Below are 17,755 nucleotides of genomic sequence, written 5' to 3'. Positions count from 1 at the left end.
GTGGAACGGCAATCCACTGATGCGCGCTTCGGACCGGTGGGAGGCACTGGTGCGGCTGTTCGCCGCGATGGCAGTGCTGATCGCCGTGCCGCTCGCCGTTATCGCGGGCACGGCAGGCAGCACGAAGGCCGCGGAGCGGATCCGAGTGGAGAACTCCGCCAAGGTGGCCGTGACGGCGACGGTGGCAGGCGCACCGGAACCGGTGCTGACAGTCGCTGGACAGGACGACGCACGGGCACGGTTCCAAGCGCCGGTGCGGTGGAGCCGGGACGGCCGCGAAGGCAGCGCGACCGTCCCGGTCCCCGGCGCGGCGGAACCCGGCAGCCACGTCACGGTGTGGTTCGATTCGGCCGGGAAGACAACCACACCGCCGCGGCCGTACTCGGACGCGCTGTGGGCCGGAGTCGCGCTCGGCTCGGTCACCTTTGTCGGAATGTGTTTCGGTGCGATGGTTTCGGCTTCATCTACCGCACGGTTGCTCGACCGAATGCGTGGCGCTCGCTTGGCGGCCGAATGGCGGCGTCTGAGCGGACCGATCGGAACGGACATGGAATGACGGACCTGGGATCGAGGAGAGCGCCATGACGGAGAACTCGACCGCGCACGTGGAACCGCCGGATCGGCCGATCGTCGTCGCCGTCGATGGTTCGGCCAGCTCGTATCACGCTGCGGCGTGGGCCGCGGCCGACGCCGCGCTGCATCGTTCCCGACTGCACATCGTGACGTCCGTCGCTGTGCCGCCCGGGTTCGGCCTCGGCGCCACACTGACCGAATCCGATATGGAATGGCTGCGCAAGGACGGGGAACGGGTGCTCACCGAGGCTGCCCGCGTCGCCAGGACCACGGCATCGGGGGAGGCGCTGGCGATCAGTACCGAGTCGACGCTCGAGCCGATCATCCCGGACCTACTGGCCCGGTCCGAGCACGCGAGAATGCTCGTCGTCGGCAGCCGCGGGCTCGGTGCGTATCGACGCGAGTTGCTCGGATCGGTGAGCACGGCGATGACGCGGCACGCACACTGTCCGGTCGCGGTTGTGCGCTCGACTTCGGCGACCGACACCTTCTCCGCGGGAAAGCCCGTGCTGGTCGGGGTGGACGGAACCGACAACAGCGTGCCCGCTATCGAAGTCGCCTTCGAGGAGGCCGCGCGCCGTAAGGTCGGGCTGATCGCGCTGCACGCGTGGAGCGATTCGAGCGGTATCGATCTCGTGCCCGGCTGGGATGCGGTGGGGGAACGGGAGGACGCGTTGCTCGCCGAGAATCTCGCCGGATTCGGCGAGCGCTACCCGGAGGTGCCGGTGCGGCGTGTGCTGGTGCGTGACCGGCCGGTTCGTTCTCTTGTCGATCAATCGGACGAGGCCCAATTGCTCGTGGTGGGTAGCCACGGCCGCGGCGGGTTCACCGGCATGCTGCTCGGTTCCACCAGCGCGGCGTTGCTGCATACGGCGGAGTGCCCCGTCATCGTGGTGCGTCAGAGCTGACGCGGGCGTCGTTTCGCATCGAGAGTGCCTGCTCGAGTAGCACGCGCCGTTCGGCGGCGGCGATCGCCCGACGGGCCGCGGGCACCGCGTCCGGCGTCACCGAGATCGAGGTGATGCCCATCCGTACCAGGTGTTCGGCGAATTCGGGGCGTGTCGAGGGGGCCTGCCCACACAGCGAGGCCGTGATCTTCAGCCGTCGCGCCGTCTCGACGATCCTGCCGATCGCGTCGAGTACGGCGGGGTCGGATTCGTCGAACAACTCGGCGCAGGTGGCGGAGTCGCGGTCGACGCCGAGCATGAGCTGAGTGAGGTCGTTGCTACCGATCGAGACGCCGTCGATGCCCAGCCCTACGTATTCGGGGAGCCAGTGCACCACCGAGGGCACCTCGGCCATCACCCAGCGGTGTAGTCCACGCTGGTTGCCCAGCGGGCTGGTGTCGACGAGGTCGAGGCAGGCCTCCAGCTCCCAGCGAGTGCGCACGAACGGGATCATCAAGTGCAGATTCGGCGTCTTCTCGCGGACGAGGGCCAGGGCGGTGAGTTCGAGCGCGAAGACCTCGGGTTCGCGGATATAGCGGTAGCAACCGCGGTACCCGATCATCGGATTACGTTCGTCGGGTTCATAGCGTGTCCCGCCGGCGAGGTCACGGAATTCGTTGCTCCGTAGATCGGTCGCGCGATAGATCACCGGCCGTGGGGCGAATGCCGCTGTGATCCGGTGCAAGGGCGCCGACAGCCGTTCGACGAAGGCGTCCTGCTCGCCGCGGGCGATCAGATCCCGGGGGTGGCGTCCGTCGAGGGCCTGCGTGATCAGCGTTTCCGCGCGCAGCAACCCGACACCGTCGACGTCGGTGGCCGCGACTCGTTCGGCGGCATCCGGTAGAGCGAGATTGACGTAGACGCGGGTCGCGGTCCGTTCCGCCGGGGCGGTCGGCTCCGACGGCCTGGGCGCGGCGTGCACCGGTTCCGATCGCCCGGCGTGCACCTGACCCGCGGACCCGTCGACGGTCACGACGGCGCCTTCGGTGAGTGTGGTGGTTGCGGTGCGGGTGCCGACCACGCATGGCACGCCGAGTTCGCGGGCGACGATCGCGGCATGGCATGTCATCCCGCCGCTATCGGTGACCAGTGCCGATGCTCGCGAAATGGTCGGTAGCCAATCCGGATTGGTCATGGCGGCGACGAGTACCTCGCCGACCCGCAGTGCCGAGCCCTCCGACGGCGAGCGCAAGATCCGGACGGCGCCGCTGGCTCGGCCGGGTGCGGCGGCAAGACCTCGCAACAGGACCTGGGTGGGGGCTGGTGCACGCGCCGGAGTTCCGGTATCCGCGCGGCCGGCCAGCGTGGTGATGGGCCGGGCCTGCACCAGCCAGAGCCGCTCGTCGTCGAATGCCCATTCGACATCTTGCGGGATGCCACCGTGCAGCTGTTGTACCTGCAAGGCCGTCCGGGCTACCGATAAGGCCTCGTCTTCGCTGAGTACCTGAGCCGCGGCCTCCTCGTCGGTCAGCTGGATCCGTTGGTCACCGTCGGGCCCGGGCACGACGGCGAATCCCTGGTGGCCGGTGCGCGCGGCGATCAGCGTGGGCCCCTTGGCGTCGAGCATGTAGGTGTCGGGCTCGGTCGCTCCGGAGACCACGACTTCGCCTTGGCCGCGCGCTGCCTCGATGACCACGCGATCGCGGCGGCCGGTCGCGGGGTCGGCGGTGAAGGCGACGCCCGACCTGCGGGCGGCGACCATACGTTGCACCACCACCGCGATATCCGGTCGTTCGTGCATCTCGCGACGGGCGCGGTAGGTGAGTACGCGCGGGGTGAACAGGGATGCCCAGCAGTCGACGACGGCATCCATCAGCCGGTCGTCGCCGCGAATATTGGTTCGCGACAGGTTCATTCCCGCGAAGGAGGCGGTCGCGCTGTCTTCGCCGACGGCGGATGAGCGCACCGCGACCGAAACGGAATCGCCGAGCCGGTGGTAGGCGGTCAGCACGGCGTCGTGCACTCCTGCCGCCATCGGTGTTCGGTGCACGAGTGTGCGCATACGGGTGCACAGTTCGTCGAGTCGCGCGTCGTCGGAGCGAGTGCCCTCCGATGCCGCTTGCAGCGCCTCGGCGTGCAAGGCGTCGAGTTCGGCGCCGTGCGGCCCGTGGATGATCACCTCTTCGTAGCAGGACTTGAGGATCACGTACCCGGGTGGCACCGGCAGGTGCGCCGCCACCAGCTCCCCGAGATTCGCGCCCTTGCCGCCGACGCGGTCTGCGTCCGTCAGCCGCAGATCGGCGAGGTCGGTCACGTAGTCGCCCATAACGGCTCCGATCGGACTGTGGCTGCTCAAGGAGTGATGGTGGTGGAGCGGGCGGGCGGCAGCCGGAGGCTCCGGGCGATGGTGTCTGTCCAGGAGCGGACCGTTGCCCAGTCGCGGAGATCCCCGTAGCGGCCTTTGCCGAGCAGCCGGTAGAGCATCCGGGTTCGCAGCGAGATGCCGTCGCTGTCGTACCGTCCGGCGAACGCCCGATAGTCGTGCGCGTCGATGTCGTCGCGCAGGGCGGCGATCTTCTTCGGGACGAGCCGGCCGAGTCGGCGTCCGATCGGTCCGCGCAGTGCCGGGGCGAGTCCGACGCTGAACAGCCAGACGTCCTTTCTCGCCAACTCGTCGTGGTGGGCGTGTGCGTAGTCGGCGACGGCAGGCAGGAGCTTCATGTTGTGGACCGCGCTGCCGAGGATGAGGGTGTCGAAGTTGGACAGGTCGGGCGCGTGGTCGATATCGGCGAGTTGGACGATCGCGTCGCGACCCGACAGCTCGGTGCCGATGAATTCGGCGATGTCGCGGGTCGATCCCTGTTCGGTCGCGTAGACGACGGCGATGCGGTGTTGGTCCTGGTCCATGCCGAAAATTCTGCTCGCGGGCGCCGAGCTGGGTGAGAGGACTCGTGCCCTGGGCCGAGGGGACCATGGTCATTGCCGGCGGCGGCGCAGTAACCAGCGGCGGATCTCGTCGGCGCCCCAGACGATGAACGGGTACGGCAAGGTGAACGCGAGCATCGCAGGGGTCAATGCGGCGGTCCCGAGCAAACGTTGCATCACCGGGACGTAGATGATCACCGCGGCGAGGGCGAGTTCGAAGACGATTCCCCATAGCAGCAAGCGGTTGGACAGTACGCCGATGGAGTGCAGTGAGGCACGATCGGTGCGTGCGGCGAACGCGGTGCCGATCTGGCCGGCGACCATGCCGAAAAACGTCATCGTGGTCGCCTGCTGGTAGGTGTGGTGCAGCGGTGTACCGGGGCCGGTGGGGTCGCCCGGGTGCCAACCGCCGTGCAGCAGCACGAAGAAGAAGCCGGTCATGGCGAGTATCGCCGCGATCACCCCGAGGAACAGCCACGCGCGCAGCAGCATCGGTGTGCGGATCACCGACTCACCACGTTCGCGTGGTGGCCTGCGCATCAGGCCGGGCTCGGCCGCTTCTCGTCCGAGCGCCAGCGCGGGGAGTGTCTCGGTGCCGACGTCGAAAGCCAGCAGCTGCATCACGGTCAGAGGCAGCGGTACCGCGCCGCCGGAGAGCGCGAACACCAGCAGCGGTGTCACCTCGGGCGTGGTGTGGGCGAAGATGTAGCAGATGAACTTGCGAATGTTGTCGTAGACCCGTCTACCGGCCTGGATGGCCGCGGTGATGGTGGCGAAGTTGTCGTCGGTGAGCACCATGGTGGCCGCCTCGCGAGCCACGTCGGTACCGGAACGACCCATCGCCACCCCGATATCCGCGCGCCGTAGCGCGGGCGCGTCGTTGACGCCGTCTCCGGTCATGGCGACGACATGGCCCGCCGCACGCAGCGCGTCCGCGATGCGCAGTTTTGCCTCGGGCGAGGAGCGGGCGAAGACCAGTTCGGCGGGGCCCGCCAGCAGCTCGTCGAGATCCGCTTCGCTCATCCGCTCCAGTTCCGCGCCGGTGATCACGGTCGGCGTTCCCCGCGTGATGCCGATCTGATCGGCGACCGCCGCCGCGGTCAGCCCGTGATCACCCGTGATGACGACGATGCGGATGCCGGCGTCGTGGCACAGTCGCACGGCCTCGGCGACCTCGCGCCGAGGTGGGTCCTCCATGGCGACCACACCGAGCAGGACCAGATCTCTCTCGGCGAGTTCCCGATCCCGCGGTGCCGTGGGACCGGCGACATCACGCTCGGCCACGGCCAGCATCCGCAGACCTTGCTGCGCGCGGGAATCGACGAGTTCGGCGAGCTGGTCGCGGCGCGGCGCATTCAACGGACGGATGCCGCCGTCGCTGCCGAGCTCGGCGGTGCACAGCGGCAGCAGCGACTCCGGGGCTCCCTTCGCGTGGACCCGCAGCCGACCGGTGTCGTCCGCGTCGACGGTCGACATGCGTTTCCGCACCGGGTCGAAGTGAAACAGGCTTTGCCGCAAACGCTCTCGCTCGTCGGTGCGCACCTGCTCACCCAACTCCGAGGCCGCGGCCAACAGCGCCACCTCGGTAGGGTCACCGACGGCGGGGCCGGTATCGGCGAGACGAGCGTTGTTGCAGGTGACCATCGCTTTCGCGATGCGGGTCAGGGTGAGATCCCGCTTTCCGGACCGTGCGTCAGGGTCGTGCGCTCCAGTGACGGTGTCGATGGCGACTACTCGCATGCGGTTCTCGGTGAGGGTGCCGGTCTTGTCGGTGCAGATCACATCGGTGGAGCCGAGGGTCTCCACGGCGCTGAGGCGTTTGACGACCGCGCCGCGGCGGGCGAGATCGCGCACGCCGATCGCCAACGCGAGAGTGATCACCGGCAGCAGACCCTCGGGGACGTTGCCCACGAGGAGCCCCACGGCGAAGACCACGGAATTGATCGGGGACAGTCCGGCGCCGAGCATCGCGAGCGGAATGAACGCCGCCGCGAGCAGCACGGAGATCAGCGCGATCAACCAGGCCACGCGGCGCACTTGATGTTCGAGCGGGCTCTCGTCGCGCTCGACGCGTTCGGACAGGGCCGCGATGCGGCCGAGTTCGGTGTGCATGCCGGTGGCGAAGACGATCGCGCGTGCCTCGCCCTCGGTGCAGGATGTGCCGCTGAAGACCAGCTCGCGGGCCTGCGCCAGCGGCACTCCGGCGTCGACGGTGTCGGCGCTGCGGTAGACGGGCATCGACTCGCCGGTCAGTTCGGACAGATCCACCTCGATGCCGCCGTCGAGCAGCCGCGCGTCCGCGCAGATTCGGTCGCCCTCGGCGATGACCAGTACGTCGCCTGGCACGACGCCGGTCGCCTCGACCTCGGCGACCTGCCCGTCCCGCACCACTCGTGCCCGCATCGGTAGATACGCCGCCAGTGCCTCCACCGCCTGCTCGGCGTGCCTTTCCTGCGCGAACGCGAACGCGGCGTTGATCATGATGACGACCACGATCGCGATCGCGACCGGAACGATGCCGACCGCCCCGGCCAGAACCGCCGCTGCCCACAGCAACAGCGCGAGTGGGTGGGTGAATTGACGAGCCAGGTCCCGTGGCCAGGTCCGGCGGCCCCGCCTCCGCAGCATGTTCGGTCCGTAATGGATGAGGCGTCGCTCGGCCTCGCGTGTGGTGAGCCCGCGGCGGCTGCCACGCAGATCGCGCAGCAACAAGTCGATCCGCTCGGTCGGATCGACCCGCAGACCGGGTTCGGCTTCGACCAGGCCGGTCACAACGGTGCCGCCACGTCGCGGAGGCGGTCCAGAACGGTGGTGAGCCGCCAGATCTCACCGCCGAGCTGGCGCGAGGCGGATGCGGCTCGGAGGTGGCGTTTCATCGAAGCCTCCTCTGAATTCCTCTCGCCATGAGCGTGCGCTGCGGTAGTCGTGGCAGCGGGGCTGAAGTCCCGCTCTGTGAGGCCCTACCGGTGTCGGAAGCCTGGATACGACGGCTGCGAGTCCACGTCTTCTCGCGATTCGGGGCCGGGTACCGCCGCGCGCTCGGTGCCGAGCTCGAGCACCGTGGCGAAGCCGGTGGCGAGACACTCGGTCAACGTGTCGGTATCCGGGACCGCGGCCGTATCGGCGTTGATCCCGACATAGCAGATCCCGGCATGCGAGGTCAGCGTGACGTTGACGGCTGTACCGATGGTGGGGCCGAAGGAATACATCCGGTCGATCCGCGCCCCGGCGATGTAGAGGGGCACGGGGGAGCCGGGGACGTTGGAGGCGACGAAATCGACGTGTTTGAGCAGTCCGGTGAGCAGCCGGGCGGGCAATCGGTTCAGCACGGCCGCGACGGCGCCCGACAGCGGAATCGCCGGTTCTCGCCGCCAAGCCGCGACCGCGGCGTCGACGGCGCGCATGAGTTCCCCGGTTTCGTCGAGATCGACCGGTAGCGCGAAACGGGCGAGGGTGATGCGGTTGCCACCGAGCGGGTCGTCGGGGGTGCGCAGGCTGATCGGCATCGTCACCCGTAGCTGGTCGAGCTTCGCCCCGTGGTGGCGGTGGTACGTGCGCAAACCGATCGCCACGGCGGTGAGGAAAGCATCGTTCAACGTGCAGCCCGCTGCCCGTGCCGCACCGCGCAATCGTTCGAGCGGCACGTCGAGGACCGCTACCCGGCGACCAAGACTTCGCCTTGTCATCACGGGCGAGAGCGTCGTGGTGATGGGCCGGGCCAACCGGACCAGCGAGCCGGCCAGCGCGGTGCCTTCGCGCACCGCCCGCGCTGGATCGGCGAGTGCTCGCCGGATCGTCGGCGGCGTCGAACGGACCCCGCTCACAACGAGATCCGAGCCGACCGCGACGTTCCACGAGACTATGTCGCGCAGCGCGCTCTCCGGGTCGCCCCGCGGTTCGGATGGATGCCCGCGGTCGGTGCCCGCGCGGTCGAAGTCGAGCAGCGCCGTGGCGATCTGGATGCCGCCGATGCCATCGGTGAGACTGTGGTGCACCGTCAGCACCAGGGCGCAGCCCGCGCCGGCCGAACCGCTGAGCAACGTCGAGCGCCACAGCGGGCGGGCCGGATCGAAACCGGTCATGGCCTCCGTACGCGCGAATTCGAGTACCTCGGCCAGACTCGCCGGTTCCGGTAACGCGGATCGACGCACATGCCACGAAAGATCGAAATCCGGGTCGAGCACCCACCGTGGCGGGGCGAGGCCGAGTGGTGCGGCGATCAGCCGATGCCGCAACCTGGGCACCACGCGGGTGCCGCGATCCATCGTTTGCAGCAGGCGGTCCCAGTCCGGTTCGGAATCGAGGATCAGGGCCGACACGATCGTGGAGCGCAGGACCGGATCGCGTTCCATGTTCCAGGAGAACAGATCCGACTGCGACATGTGGGTTTCGCGGGAGTTCATCAGCTGCTGCCTTCGTCCACTGCGTATCAGGTGGAGCGGTTACCCACTCCGGATCTGGCCCCGCCGCGAGACCGGTACGGCCGATGTCCTACGCGGTGTCGGCGGGCCAGTGGGTTCACTCAGTCTGCCGAGTTTCCCTCGACGGCGACCGATGACGAAGACCCTGATCCGGAGGCCCTTCGTCCTTCGGCCGAGGCAGTTGAGTCGCCACGGCGGGTTTCTCGATCCGCGGCGTACGACCTCCGGTGCGGTGGGGTGGCTCACCCGCGCCCGATGGAGGTCGGCACTGGGTCCGTCACGTCGTTCCAGACCTTCAGCGCCGTCATGATCGATCTCTCGATCGGTTGTGCGGTGTCGAGTTCGATGGCCTCGGGCCACGGCGCTGCCGCGGCGGCCAAGGCGTCCGCGATCGCGGGTGTGGCCTCCGAGTCGCTCTGGGGCCTGGCACCGATCCGCTCGGCCGCGAGTGTTCGTGGGCAGGCGCACCGCAGCGACACCAGATCGCTGCGCGTCTCCTCGGCCACGGTGGCGGCTCGGGCGCGCTGGTTCGCGTCGGTCCAGCTGGCATCGAGAATCACCGAGACGCCGTGCTCCAACAGGTCCCTGGCCTGGGCGAGCATCCGCGAATACACCAATTCCTTCGCGGCGGGCCGATAGGCGCCCGCGCCGAAGACTCCCGCGGCGCCGGCGATGGATCCTGTGGCGCGCAAAGCGGCGCGGACACTGTCGCTGGAGATCGTGACGGCGTCGGTCTCGGCCGCCAAACGGGCAGTCACCGTGGATTTCCCGGTGCCGGGCAGGCCGCCGACCAGCGCGAGACGTACGGTGCCCTGTTCGAGATGCTCGACAGCGAGGGCGAGATGTCGCCGGACGCGCCCCGCCGCTTCCGGATCGCCCTGATCGGCCCGGATTCCGTCGGTTTTCGCGCGGACCGTCGCCCGATAGGCGATGTAGTGATGCCGAAGCGACGGCGGCGGCGAATCGCGCGCGGCGCGCAGGTAGTCGTGTAAGAACGCGTCGGCTTTCGCTGGGTGACCCAGGAATTCGAGATCCATCGCCAGGAATGCGGCGTCGTCGAGACCGTCGACGCAGCGCAGTCGGTCATCGAAATCCAAGCAGTCGAGGATTCGGAAGCCGTCGGGCAGGACGAAGATGTCCTCGGCGAGGAGATCCCCGTGACCGTCGACGATGCGGTTGTCGGCGATGCGCTGCGTCAGCAAGGCGGTGCGGCCGTCGATGAAGCGCGTCGCCAGGTGCACGGCGCGATCGAGCGCGCCGGGATCGATCGTCCCCGGTGGACGTTCGCGTAGCGGCTGGAACAGGGCGTCCCAGCGCCGTCGCAGCTGCTCCGGTGTGCCGGCCCGGTCGATATCGGCGCCGCGCCGTGCCCCTGCGTGGAAACGCGCGAGAGTCTCCGCCAGCGCGCGCAGCCCGGCCGTCTGGCGGGTCGGGTCCGCGAGCATGGTGGACAGGCGTAACGCGTCCGGCATCCGGCGCATCACGATGACCGGCTCCGCGGCGCCACCCTCCGGGTCGGTCAAATGCGCCAGACCCAGATAGACGTCGGGCGCGAGACGTTGATTCAACTCGAGTTCGCGGGCGCAAGCTCGCTCGCGGTTCTCCGGCGTGCCGAAGTCGAGGAAGTCGGTGACGATCGGTTTCTTCGCCTTGTAGGCACGGTCGCCGCACAGCACCACGAGCCCGGTGTGCGTCTCGCGAAGTTGCGCGAACGGTTCGTGGGTGGTTCGCAGGGCGACGCGTAGGGCCGAGACATCGAGCATGACGGCTCCCTCTGCTAGACGAGTCGAGCTTCAGGGTCGTCCGTGACAACCTCGTGTGCCTAGGGTCCAATGGCCTACCGCCCGGGCCGTGCCGTGGGCGTCGATGGCGCGAAGGTCGTTCGTCCAATCGGCTCGGGACCATTTCCCATCTGTTCACCGACCCGCGGATCTGTCGTATCTCGCGGTCGTTGCGCAGGCTGGACACCACATGGCTGCTGCGCTGGCGGCGACCTCCGAAAATCACGGCGTCTTCTCCGGCCCGTGGTGGGTGCGGAGTCGGCGCAAGCGCGGCGTGATCGGAGGTAGTTCGTGCGAGATCTGTCGAACCACCCACAGGAAGTCGCTGGAGCGACAGACGGCGAGTCGCGGTCGGGGCATACCCGGATGATCCGTCTGCTCGCCCTGACCTGTGTGATAGCCGTGCTGGTCGTCGGCGGATCGGCGGTGGCTTTGTTCAGTGCGCAGGCCGCTGATCTGATGTGGTCGGCGGCTACGGTGGCGGCGCTCGTTCCGGCGACAGTGTGGGTGCTGCAGGATCTGCGAAGAGGACGCTACGGCGCGGACCTGCTGGCATTGATAGCGCTGGCCGGCGCATTGATCGTCGAGGAATACTTCGCCGGTGCGCTGATCGCGCTCATGGTGGCGACCGGGCGGGTGCTGGAGGCGTACGCGGGTCGCCGCGCCGGACGCGATCTGTCGGCGCTGTTGCGGCGGGCCCCGGCACAGGCACATCGCCGTCGTGGCGACGGCGTGGAGACCGTGGCCGCGACAGCGATCTCACCCGGGGACCTCGTGGTCGTGCTGCCGGGTGAGACGGTGCCGGTCGACGGCATCCTCGCCACGGCGGGCGTTTTCGACGAATCAGCGCTGACCGGCGAGTCGGTCCCGGTGGTGCGGCGCGCGAGCACCGAGGTCCGCAGCGGTGTGGTCAACGCGGGCGCGGCTGTCGACATCCGAGCCGCGGCGACGGTGGAGGCGAGCACCTATGCCGGGATCGTGACGTTGGCGCGGCAGGCGGCCGCCGCTGCCGCTCCGACAGCGCGACTCGCCGATCGGGTCGCGGTGTGGTTCCTTCCGCTGGCGCTCACCATCGCGGGCGCGGCCTGGCTCGCTACGGGAGATTCGGTGCGAGCGGTGGCGGTGGTCGTCACAGCGACGCCCTGTCCGTTGCTGCTGGCGGTGCCGGTCGCGATCACGGCCGGAATGTCGCGAACGGCGCGGGCGGGTGTGGTGGTGAAAGACGGCGCCGCGCTCGAGGCGCTCGGCCGGGCACGGTGCCTGGCGATGGACAAGACCGGCACTGTGACGGTGGGACGGCCGGAGGTGCTCGATATCGTCACCGCGCCCGACGCCGACGCCGAGCAGGTGCTGCGCCAGGCGGCGGCGGTGGAACAATTCTCGCCGCATGTGCTCGCGCGTGCAGTGGTCGCCGCAGCGGCGCACCGCGGCTTGAAGCCTGCCCTCGCACAGCATGTTTCAGAAGAACCGGGACAGGGTGCGACCGGGATCGTAGACGGTCGCGCGGTGCGGGTCGGGCGGCTTCCCGCCCGAACGGAGCCGGCGCCGTGGGCGTTGGCGGCGCTGCGGCGGGCCCGGTTGGATCTGGCCGCCGTCGTGTGGGTGTGTGTCGAGCAGGAACCTGTGGGCGCACTGCTGCTACGTGACCGTATCCGCGTAGATGCTGGACGCACGATGCGCAGATTGCGATCGGCGGGTTTGCGAAGACTGCTCATGCTCACCGGCGACCGGGTCGACAACGCGGCCGAGGTGGCACGTCTGCTCGGGCTCACCGAAGTCGTCGCGGACGCCGACCCGGCCGACAAGATCGCAGCGATCCGAGCGGAACGACACAACGGTGTGACGGTGATGGTCGGCGACGGGGTGAACGACGCACCCGCGCTGGCGGCCGCCGACGTGGGTGTGGCTCTGGGCTCGCGCGGGTCCACGGCGGCGGTGCAAGCCGCCGACGCGGTGATCGTGGACGACCGCATCGACCGGCTTGCCGATGCGGTGGAGATCGCCCAGCGATCACATCGCCTTGCGGTACAGAGTGCGGCCGCTGGGATGGCGATGTCGCTGGCGGCGATGATCGCCGCCGCTTTCGGACTGCTGGTGCCCGCGGCAGGCGCGCTCCTGCAGGAGGGCATCGATGTTGTGGTGATCTTGAACGCGTTACGCGCCCTGCGAATACCCCGGAGACGCCCGACCGAGGCGATCGAGCCGCTGGTGGCACGCTTCACCCGGGAGCACGAAAGGCTGCATGCCGCGCGCGCGTCCGTCCGGCAGGCGGCCGACGCGTTGTCGACCGGTCCCGGACCGGATGCCGACGCCGCGGTCCGCCGCGCGTTCGAACTGTTGGTGCAGGACATACTGCCGCACGAGCACGCCGAGGAGTCGGAACTGTACCCAGCGTTGACCGGCTACCTCCGCGATCCGGAGGCGATGGTGACCATGAGTCGTGAGCACACCGAAATCGAACGTCTGATTCGCCGTATCGGCCGTCATCTCGATGACGCGCCGCACGGAATCAGAGCGGATCAGCTCGATGACCTGCGCGCCTCGCTCTACGGATTGGATGCCATCCTCACCTTGCATTTCGCACAGGAGGACGAAGCTTTGTTCACGCTGGCTCCCGCAGCCGACAAGCCCGTGCCGAGTTCGGCCTGAGGACCTAAGTCCAGCGCCCGAGGGGCGGCCGACTCTGCTCCGGCCCGATTGCGAACGGGCAGAGTAATCGGTACCGACAGCGGTATGTTCCCGCGGACAGGATCGGGCACACGGTGGGCTGTCGCGAAAGGACGATCGAGGAGGCTTTCGGTGGGCCGAATCGTGACACTGACGATGAATCCCGCGATCGATGTCGCGACCCGGGTCGCGAGAGTCGTACCGACGGACAAAATGCGCTGTGCGACACCACGCTACGACCCAGGTGGCGGTGGCATCAACGTCGCGCGCACAGTGGCCGAATTGGGAGTCGAGGTGACGGCGGTGTTCCCTGCGGGCGGCCCGCCCGGCCGGCTGCTCGAGCAGTTGGTACGCGATACCGGGGTGCCGCCACGGCCGGTGCCCGTGGCCGAATCCACCAGGGAAAGCATGTCGGTCACCGAGACCTCGAGCGGCGAGCAATATCGGTTGGTCTTTCCCGGCCCTCGGCTCACCGATCCGGAACAACATCGCTGCCTGGCCGAGGTCGAACGTGCGGCGAGCGGCGCGGAGTACCTCGTGGCGAGCGGAACGCTTCCGCCGGGTGTGTCTCCGGACTTCTATCAAATCCTCACCGATCTCGTCGGCGACCTCGATGTGCGTGTGTTGCTGGATACGTCCGGTATCGCTTTGCGCAAGGTGCACCGGGGCGTCCATCTGATCAAGCCGAGCGTGCGGGAACTCGGCGACTACGCCGGGCATCCGCTGATCGACCGCGCCGAACAGCTGGCACAGGCCCGCCGCCTGATCGCCGCTGGAATGACAGAGATCGTGCTGCTGTCCCTCGGGGCCGACGGAGCGCTCCTGGTGACGCAGGACGCACAGGAGTGGTTCGCGGCCGTGCCCGCGCGGGTTCGTAGCGGGATCGGCGCCGGAGACGCGATGGTCGGCGGCGTCACAGTGGGCCTGGCCCGCGGGTACGAGCTGGCCGACGCGGTGCGTCTGGGTATCGCGGCCGCGACCGCGGCGCTCGCCACCACGGGGACATGCCCGGGGCGAGCCGAGCACATCAGGCAGGTGCACGACGAGCTTCGGCGTACCGGTAATTCCACCGGCGGCATCGATGCTCTCGCACCGACCGCCCCGCGGCTGCCGTAGTGCTCGCCGGAGCGAGGGAGTCCGGGGACGGGTTCGTCCACAGTCATCCGGAGACAGAACGCATGTAGGACATTCGGCCTCGCACTTGAGTCGATGTCCTCCTTCGCCTATGTCCGCGCAGGCCGCACGCTGATAGGGAGGTCTGACCATCGTCATCGTGTCCGGGACACCACTGATCCGGCCGGGTAGCGAGGCGGACGGCGTCTATATGCGCACCGCAGCCGGCCCAGGTGGTCTTCCCACACACGCGACACCTGACGGGTGAGCACATCAGCGCTGTCCCTCGGCAGCGGTGAAACTGGGCGGGCCCTGGTAGGGGCGCTGCAGTGCGGCGAAGCCGGGAGCTGTGGCCGCGGTGACGATCGCGTCCAGCAGTTCGGCCCCGCGTTCCGACCGCGGCGGCTCGGTCAAGACGGGACCGTTGAAGACGTGACCGTCGACGCTGATGATCGGGCTGCCACCGCGCCCGCCGAGCGCTGTTTGACTGGCGTGATGGGCGTGGGCGACCGCGGCGTCGCAGCCGATGTCATCGAGGGCTTCGATCAGTTCGTGACCGAAAGCGGTCTCGGCGATGGCTGCCGCTATCGCCTCCTCGGCGTCCTGCCCGTGTTCATGTGATCGCCGCCCGAAGGCCAGGTACAGCGGGGTGAACGCGGTCTGGCCGTGCTGCCGGACCGCGGCGGCGAACACGCGGCCCACCCGGCGTGATCGGTCGAGCATCGGAGCGTGATCGGCATCGGAGTCCTGGCCGCCGTTGAGCACGGCCAGGCTCATCTGCCGCAAGGTCACCACGTGCTCGTCGGCAGCACTGTCCAGCAGCCACTGCGCGGCTACCCAGGCGAATGGGCACACAGGATCCACATACAGATCGATATCGGCCATGAAATCCTCCTGTCGCTGGCGGGAAAATACCCCCGCCGGTATGCTGCAACTATACCTATGGGGGTATATGAAGTCGACCCGGCTGTGATGGTACGTCTATACCCACCGGGGTATGCTGGACGGCCATATGCCGAGGAGAAAGGCGCATCCATGGTCGGCGACGAAACCGCTATCACCGAAACACTCAACAGGCTGCGGCGCGCGCACGGTCAGCTCGCAGGCGTCATCGCCATGATCGAGCAGGGTCGCGACTGCAAAGACGTGGTCACCCAGCTCGCCGCGGTCTCCCGTGCGCTCGACCGCGCCGGATTCAAGATCGTCGCGACCGGACTGCGCGAATGCCTCAGCGGCACTCCACCGACGGCCAGCAGCCGATGACCGTCGAAGAGCTGGAAAAACTGTTCCTCGCTCTGGCCTGACTCAGATCGTCCACTCACGGGAGAAAGGACCGCACCATGGACCTGGGACTGTCCACCACATTGCACACGAATTTTGGCGATGCCGTCGATCGGACCCGCGCCGCTCTGAGCGAGCAGGGATTCGGCGTTCTCACCGAGATCGACGTGCGAGCCACACTGGAGACAAAACTCGACGTGAACATGGAGGACTACCTCATCCTCGGGGCCTGCAATCCGCCTCTGGCGCACGAAGCGGTCGGCATCGACCGGCAGATCGGGCTCCTGCTGCCCTGCAACGTCGTCGTGCGTCGCAACCCCGACTCCGACGATGAAGTCATCGTCGAAGCGATGAATCCGCAACTGATGGTTCAGGTCACGAACGAACCGGCCCTGCAAACGGTGGCCACTCGAGCCGCCGCGAAACTACAGGCGGCCATCGACTCTCTGAACACCACCAGCCGCGTGCCCTAACGCAGTCCGCGGGGCGCGCCGTTCGCGTGTCAGTACACCTGGCGTCGGTGCGGCGTCCGTGATGCTTCCGGGCTGGCGTCGAAAATCGGTGCGCAATATCTGTACCCGACACTGCCGACCGCGGTGGCGGCCTTCGAAGCGGACCGTCGGCCCGAGTCCGATGGTCCGTCCGGTGAATGACCTTCGTCTCTGCCCCTGAACGGGCGCTATCGCGATCATCGATGCTGACGGCACGAGCTGTCAGAAGAGGTGAACGGCGATGACCGATAGCGTGACCATCGCGTGGCAGGGGTGGTGGACCCGGCTGGCGCGCCTGTGGTCGTTGCAACCGTGCAGTTCGAATCGGCTGATGCGCCCCGGCGACCGCATCGAATCCGCTGTCCGAATCATCGCGACGATCGTGGCACTGATCGCCGTTCCTGTCGCGGGCGCCTTCGGCACTCACGCGTACACCGACACTTCCGCAGAGATCCGCACCGAAAACGCGACAAGGTTTCTTGTGCAGCCCGTGATCACCGAGGGGCCCAGCAGCATCGCTTCGCACCGCTACCAGGCACGGGTGCGATGGAACCAAGACGGCCGTAGCGGCACCGCCGTCATACCGGTGCGGGAGACGGCACAACGCGGCGATCGCATCGATCTCTGGCTGGATGACCACGGTGCGCCGGCTGCGCAACCTCGTCACCCGGACGTCGCCGTCGTGACCGGGATCGGCGTGGGTGTATTCGTCCTGATCGGCGTCTGGCTGTGTGGATGGTGCCTTACGAACGGGGCGACGCTGCTGCTACAGCGGCGCCGGAGCGCGCGGTGGGACCGCGAGTGGCGGCAGATGAGTCGTGCGACGAAAGAGGGTTCGCAATGATGTACTGGAACGGGGACGGTGCGCAGTGGTGGATGTTCGTTCCCATGATCTTGCTGGCCGTCCCCCTGTGGATCGCGGTGGCGATCGCGCTTGTCGCGGTGTGCAGACCGGAGCGCGTCAAAGACATCCGGCCCGGTGGCCCGACGCGTCTGTCACCGGAGGCGCTGCTCGCGGAACGGTTCGCCAGCGGCGAACTGGACGAATCCGAATACCTGCGTCGCCTCGCGGTGCTGCATCCCGTCACCGGCGCACCGGCGGATCTCGATCGGCGCGCTCAGCAGTAGACGAGAGGTACTGCCGCCGGACGGATTCATGTCCGGGGCCGACTCGTGCGCTCGGACCGTCGCAATTCCCCCACCACGGCCTCCGCCGCGCGCGGTACGGCGGACGCCACCGGCTCGGATAGGCCGACGCCCGGCTCGAGACACGCCACCTCCACCGCGACGACGACGAGCCTGGCGGGAAGACGGCCGAGCACGCGTCCCAATGGCAGCGCATCCGTGATGCCGAGGGAGTGGGAAGAGGCGGTTCCCGCACGCCGGAGCAGGTCGATGTCCGTCAGGCGAACCCGGCCGGGGACCGGGGAAACGCACCGCACGGCGTCGATTACGACAGCTAGATCGAAGCCGGTCCAGATATCCAGCAGACTCGTTGGTTCGCCATCGGAAATCGCCACGAGAACGCCCGGCATGTGGAGATTTTCGATCCGGGAGGCGACGACCGGACCGATCCCGTCGTCTCCGCGGTATTCGTTGCCCACGCCGACGACCAC

14 protein-coding genes and 1 pseudogene are annotated in these 17,755 nt (G+C 68.3%); 8 read left to right on the top strand and 7 right to left on the bottom strand.

All coding sequences use genetic code 11. The features are described 5' to 3' along the window. The first annotated feature begins 19 nt into the window (after nt 1-19). Together ACIHAX_RS17000 and ACIHAX_RS16995 are read left to right on the top strand one after the other, a co-directional pair. The gene (locus ACIHAX_RS17000; protein WP_364425276.1) at nt 20-556 is read left to right on the top strand and encodes a hypothetical protein; all 537 of its coding nucleotides are present in this window, start codon (nt 20-22) and stop codon (nt 554-556) included. 25 nt (nt 557-581) lie between these two features. Continuing rightward, a complete protein-coding gene (locus tag ACIHAX_RS16995) occupies nt 582-1,481 on the top strand; it encodes a universal stress protein (protein WP_397278388.1) in 900 nt (299 codons plus the stop codon). Here ACIHAX_RS16995 and ppsA read toward each other — a convergent pair. The 5 genes from ppsA to ACIHAX_RS16970 all read right to left on the bottom strand — a co-directional run bounded on the left by ppsA (nt 1,459) and on the right by ACIHAX_RS16970 (nt 10,569). Then, entirely contained in the window at nt 1,459-3,786 is a 2,328-nt protein-coding gene (gene ppsA, locus ACIHAX_RS16990; protein WP_397278422.1) for a phosphoenolpyruvate synthase, read from the bottom strand. The genes ACIHAX_RS16995 and ppsA overlap by 23 nt on opposite strands. 26 nt (nt 3,787-3,812) lie before the next feature. Further along, the gene (locus ACIHAX_RS16985; protein WP_364425282.1) at nt 3,813-4,367 is read right to left on the bottom strand and encodes a flavodoxin domain-containing protein; all 555 of its coding nucleotides are present in this window, start codon (nt 4,365-4,367) and stop codon (nt 3,813-3,815) included. 69 nt (nt 4,368-4,436) lie between these two features. Continuing rightward, complete coding sequence (locus tag ACIHAX_RS16980) at nt 4,437-7,157, bottom strand: cation-translocating P-type ATPase (protein ID WP_397278386.1); 2,721 nt, start codon at nt 7,155-7,157, stop codon at nt 4,437-4,439. A gap of 188 nt (nt 7,158-7,345) precedes the next feature. After that, nucleotides 7,346-8,788 carry a wax ester/triacylglycerol synthase domain-containing protein gene (locus ACIHAX_RS16975; protein WP_397278384.1) on the bottom strand — a complete coding sequence of 481 codons (1,443 nt, stop codon included), beginning with the start codon at nt 8,786-8,788 and terminating at the stop codon, nt 7,346-7,348. Between the two features lie 260 nt (nt 8,789-9,048). After that, nucleotides 9,049-10,569, bottom strand: coding sequence for an AAA family ATPase (locus ACIHAX_RS16970; RefSeq protein WP_364425288.1), 1,521 nt, complete (start codon nt 10,567-10,569; stop codon nt 9,049-9,051). Nucleotides 10,570-10,953: 384 nt separating this feature from the next. Here ACIHAX_RS16970 and ACIHAX_RS16965 point away from each other — a divergent pair, with 384 nt between their 5' ends. Then, a complete protein-coding gene (locus ACIHAX_RS16965) occupies nt 10,954-13,236 on the top strand; it encodes a heavy metal translocating P-type ATPase (protein ID WP_364425290.1) in 2,283 nt (760 codons plus the stop codon). 150 nt (nt 13,237-13,386) lie between these two features. Continuing rightward, entirely contained in the window at nt 13,387-14,370 is a 984-nt protein-coding gene (locus ACIHAX_RS16960) for a 1-phosphofructokinase family hexose kinase (protein WP_397278381.1), read from the top strand. A gap of 270 nt (nt 14,371-14,640) precedes the next feature. On the opposite strand, the gene ACIHAX_RS16955 is transcribed toward ACIHAX_RS16960, so the two are convergent. After that, on the bottom strand, nt 14,641-15,252 hold the full coding sequence (locus ACIHAX_RS16955) for a disulfide bond formation protein DsbA (protein ID WP_364425293.1): 612 nt from the start codon (nt 15,250-15,252) through the stop codon (nt 14,641-14,643). Nucleotides 15,253-15,402: 150 nt separating this feature from the next. Between ACIHAX_RS16955 and ACIHAX_RS16950 the strand changes: the two are divergent. From ACIHAX_RS16950 to ACIHAX_RS16935, 4 genes and pseudogenes are all read left to right on the top strand, one after another. Further along, a pseudogene (locus tag ACIHAX_RS16950) lies at nt 15,403-15,671 on the top strand (metal-sensitive transcriptional regulator). A 36-nt stretch (nt 15,672-15,707) separates the two neighbouring features. Then, a complete protein-coding gene (locus ACIHAX_RS16945; RefSeq protein WP_364425297.1) occupies nt 15,708-16,121 on the top strand; it encodes a DUF302 domain-containing protein in 414 nt (137 codons plus the stop codon). A gap of 400 nt (nt 16,122-16,521) precedes the next feature. Beyond that, entirely contained in the window at nt 16,522-16,983 is a 462-nt protein-coding gene (locus ACIHAX_RS16940; protein ID WP_397278379.1) for a hypothetical protein, read from the top strand. Continuing rightward, the gene (locus ACIHAX_RS16935; protein WP_364425301.1) at nt 16,980-17,267 is read left to right on the top strand and encodes an SHOCT domain-containing protein; all 288 of its coding nucleotides are present in this window, start codon (nt 16,980-16,982) and stop codon (nt 17,265-17,267) included. The genes ACIHAX_RS16940 and ACIHAX_RS16935 overlap by 4 nt, the downstream gene beginning before the upstream one ends. A gap of 26 nt (nt 17,268-17,293) precedes the next feature. Here the strand turns inward: ACIHAX_RS16935 and ACIHAX_RS16930 are convergent, their stop codons facing one another. Further along, entirely contained in the window at nt 17,294-17,755 is a 462-nt protein-coding gene (locus ACIHAX_RS16930; RefSeq protein WP_397278376.1) for a hydrogenase maturation protease, read from the bottom strand.

Origin of the sequence: Nocardia sp. NPDC051929 (assembly GCF_044548645.1) — a bacterium.
Classification (GTDB): Bacteria; Actinomycetota; Actinomycetes; order Mycobacteriales; family Mycobacteriaceae; genus Nocardia; species Nocardia sichangensis.
This window is presented reverse-complemented; position numbering and strand designations above follow the sequence as displayed.